Source organism: Pseudolysinimonas sp. (assembly GCF_031389465.1).
In the GTDB taxonomy this organism is placed as follows: Bacteria; Actinomycetota; Actinomycetes; order Actinomycetales; family Microbacteriaceae; genus Pseudolysinimonas_A.
The window spans coordinates 1-3,499 of record NZ_JANMSQ010000125.1 but is presented as its reverse complement, the minus strand read 5'-3'; the positions used below and the strand labels follow the sequence as shown (position 1 = coordinate 3,499).

Below are 3,499 nucleotides of genomic sequence, written 5' to 3'. Positions count from 1 at the left end.
CCTCAGGAATCGCTGGCCGGCCCATAGACACAGTCTACTTGAATCTGTCAAAAAGATCAATCTGTCTGTAGCAGGCAGGTAGGTCTCCTAGGCAGAACTTCTAATGGTTCTTCTAATGGACCAGATGACAGAGGGTGATATCAGGCACCACCAAGCACTACCTCGAAATCACGAAAGACCAGCTAGATGGCATGAAATGATACAAGACACCACCACGCAGAATGGTCGTTCCACGGCTCATAACCCGAAGGTCGCAGGTTCAAATCCTGCCCCCGCCACCAAAAAGACCAGGTCAGAGGCCATCTCTGACCTGGTCTTGTCGCGTCTGTGCAACCACGTTGCAACCCGTTGCAACCCGAGGGCGGCGCCGGGCTCGCCGATCGGCCGCCAATCGACTGGGCGGCGTGACCGTGATGACGCGTCAGTGACAGCCGTCGACCGTGATGCCGGTGGGCGCCGCTCGGGCACTCGAACGTTCGAGTCGAGAACCCGAAGGTCGTCGATATCAGCGGAGTCGATCCTCGTACTCCTCGTCTGCGACGTGGTCGCCCCACGTGACGACTTGGCCGTTCTCGTCGGCTTCCTGGATCGCGACGTGCGCCATGAACCGGTCGGGAGTTGCGCCGTGCCAGTGCTCTTCGTTCGGTTCGATGTAGACGACATCTCCGGGACGGATCTCTTGGATGTGTCCGTCTCGGCGTCCGACGTAGCCGATGCCGTCGGTGACGTACAGGGTCTGTCCACGGGGATGGGTGTGCCACGCGGTGCGAGCACCGGGCGTGAAGCGCACGTGCGCGCAGCCAACGCAGGACTGCTCGTCGGGGTTGCGGATGTAGTCGATGTAGACGGTGCCGGTGAACCATGCCTCGGGGCCGATCGCGGTCTGGCCTCCGCTCTTGGTGAACTTCATGTTGCATCCCCTTCTCAGTCGTTCGTCGATGGAAGAGCTGAGCGAACGAGTGCGCGTCAGCCGACCATCGTGGGTGTGGTCAGGTGGTTTGGCCGCCGTCGATCACGAGGGCGTGTCCGACCGTGAACGCAGCTTCGTCAGAGCACAGGAAGGCGACCGCAGCGGCGATCTCCTCCGGGCGGCCCATGCGACCGATCGGCTCTTGGGCGATGACGTTCGAACGGCCGATGTCGCTGCCGCCCGTGAAGCGGTCCATCATCTCCGTGTCGATGATCCCGGGACAGATCGCGTTGATGCGGATGTTCGACGACGCGTAGTCGAGCGCGGCGGAGCGGGTGAGCCCGATCACGCCGTGCTTGGCCGCTGCGTACGCTGCCTGGCCGGCGAAGCCCTTCACTCCTGCACCGGATGACGTGTTCACGATCGCACCGCCTCCTCGCTGGAGAAGCAGCGGGATCTCCTGGCGCATGCAGACGAACACCGCTCGCAGGTCGACCGCGAGTATGCGGTCCCATTGCGTCTCGGTGATGTCGGCAGCGGCTGCGACGGGTTGTTCGATGCCTGCGTTGTTGAATGCGATGTCGAGCCCGCCGAACGCCTCGACCGTGTGCTCGAGGGCTCGTTGCAGGGCGTCGCTGTCGGTCACGTCGCAGGTGATGTTCAGCGCTCGTGCGCCGAGCGATTCGATCCGACGGACAGTCTCACTGTTCTGGTCGCCGTCGAGGCCGACCACGGCCACGTCGGCACCTTCTTCTGCGAGACGCACTGCGGTGGCTCGCCCGATGCCACTGCCGGAGCCGGTGACGAAGGCGACCTTGCCGCTGAATCTGTTGCTCGTCGTCATGTCTGGTCCTGTCGGATGCGTCATTGGGCGGTGTAGCCGCCGTCGACGGGGAGGGCAACACCGACAACGAAGCTTGCACCGGGGCTGCACAGCCAGAGGACGGCGGCGGCGATCTCGTCGGCTCGGCCGAGGCGGCCGATCGGCTGGTTGGCGATGGCGGCGTCGAGTTCGAGTTCGCCGCTGGCGATCATGCCGGTGACCATCGGGGTGTCGATGGTGCCGGGGCAGACAGCGTTGATGCGGACACCTCGGGGCGCGTACTCGAGTGCGGCGCTGCGAGTGAGGCCGATGACACCGTGCTTGGTGGCGTGGTAGGTGGCGCGCCCGGGCAGACCGACGAGACCGCCGAGTGAGGAGCAGTTGACGATCGCTCCGCTGCCCTGGGAGCGCATCTGGGCGAGCTCGTGCTTCATCGATGCCCAGACCCCGCGGAGGTTGACAGCGCTGACCCGTTCGAACACCTCGATCGGTTCGTCGGCCGCATCGCACGGTGGCACCATGATCCCGGCGTTGTTGAATGCCATGTCGAGCCGACCGAACGCTGCGACGGTCTGGCGAACGAGCGCGGCGACGTCGGTTTCGTCGCCGACGTCGCAGCGCACCCCTATCGCGTGGTGTCCGGCGCCGGTGAGCTGTTCGGCTGCTGCTCGGACTCTCTCGGTGTCGAGGTCGGCGAGGGCGACGGCCGCGCCCGCTCGGGCGAATGCCTCGGCGGTGACGAGTCCCATACCGGAGGCGGCGCCGGTGACGAGGGCGACCTGTCCGGTGAAGTCGTAAGTGACAGTCATCATCGTTGTCCTTTCGAGTTGTGTGCGGGTCAGACGGTGAGGAGCGTCTTAATCGCTCGTCGTTCGTCCATGGCTCGGTAGCCGTCTGCGGTTTGGTCGAGGGGGAGGGTGAGGTCGAAGACTTTGCCGGGATCGATCGCGCCGGTGGAGATCAGGTCGATCAGTGCGGGCAGGAATCGGCGAACGGGTGCCGGGCCGCCGTGGAGGTGGGCGTGGCTGAAGAACACTTGGTCGCCGGGGAGGTCGCCGTGGGTGACGCCGACGTAGCCGACATGGCCGCCGGGACGCACGGACCCGATTGCTTGCAGCATGGATTCGCGTGTGCCGACTGCCTCGATGACGGAGCGCACACCGAGTCCGCCGGTCATGTCCTTGACGAGTGCGATCGCGTCGTCGCCGCGTTGTTCGATCACGTCGGTTGCACCGAACTCGCGAGCGAGGTGCTGCCGTGGCTCGTGGCGGCTCATGATAATGATCCGCTCGGCGCCGAGCTGCTTAGCGGCAAGCACGCCGAGCAGACCGACCGCGCCGTCGCCGACGACCGCGACCGTCTTGCCAGGCCCGACCTCGGCGGCGACGGCACCGAACCAGCCGGTGCCGAGCACGTCCGACGCCGCGAGGAAGCTCGGGATCAGATCGCTCGACGGCACCTCGGGGGTGGCGACGAGGGTGCCGTCAGCAAGGGGCACCCGCATCCGCTCCGCCTGGGCGGCGCCGCCAGTACCCAGCACTTCGCGGTTGATGCAGGAGGTCTGGGAGCCCGCGCGGCAGATCTCGCAGGTGTTGTCCGAGGCGAAGAACGACCCGACGACGAACTGCCCCGGTCGTATGCTGGAGACCTGGTCGCCCACTTCCTCGACGATGCCGACGTACTCGTGCCCCATCGGTGCCGGTTCGGGGATCGGGTCGGCGCCGCGGTAGGGCCACAGGTCCGACCCGCAGATGCAGGTCGCCGAA

Annotated in this window: 4 protein-coding genes; all 4 read right to left on the bottom strand. The window is 65.7% G+C overall.

Translation table 11 applies throughout. From position 1 onward, the window contains the following. Positions 1-505: 505 nt before the first annotated feature. Entirely contained in the window at positions 506-910 is a 405-nt protein-coding gene (locus tag RMO30_RS04765) for a cupin domain-containing protein (protein ID WP_309710200.1), read from the bottom strand. Positions 911-989: 79 nt separating this feature from the next. After that, positions 990-1,754, bottom strand: coding sequence for a glucose 1-dehydrogenase (locus RMO30_RS04760; protein WP_309710197.1), 765 nt, complete (start codon positions 1,752-1,754; stop codon positions 990-992). A 20-nt stretch (positions 1,755-1,774) separates the two neighbouring features. After that, the gene (locus RMO30_RS04755) at positions 1,775-2,545 is read right to left on the bottom strand and encodes a glucose 1-dehydrogenase (RefSeq protein WP_309710194.1); all 771 of its coding nucleotides are present in this window, start codon (positions 2,543-2,545) and stop codon (positions 1,775-1,777) included. A gap of 26 nt (positions 2,546-2,571) precedes the next feature. Then, positions 2,572-3,499, bottom strand: a 928-nt coding sequence (locus tag RMO30_RS04750; RefSeq protein ID WP_309710193.1) for a zinc-binding dehydrogenase, incomplete at its 5' end; no start/stop codon positions are given.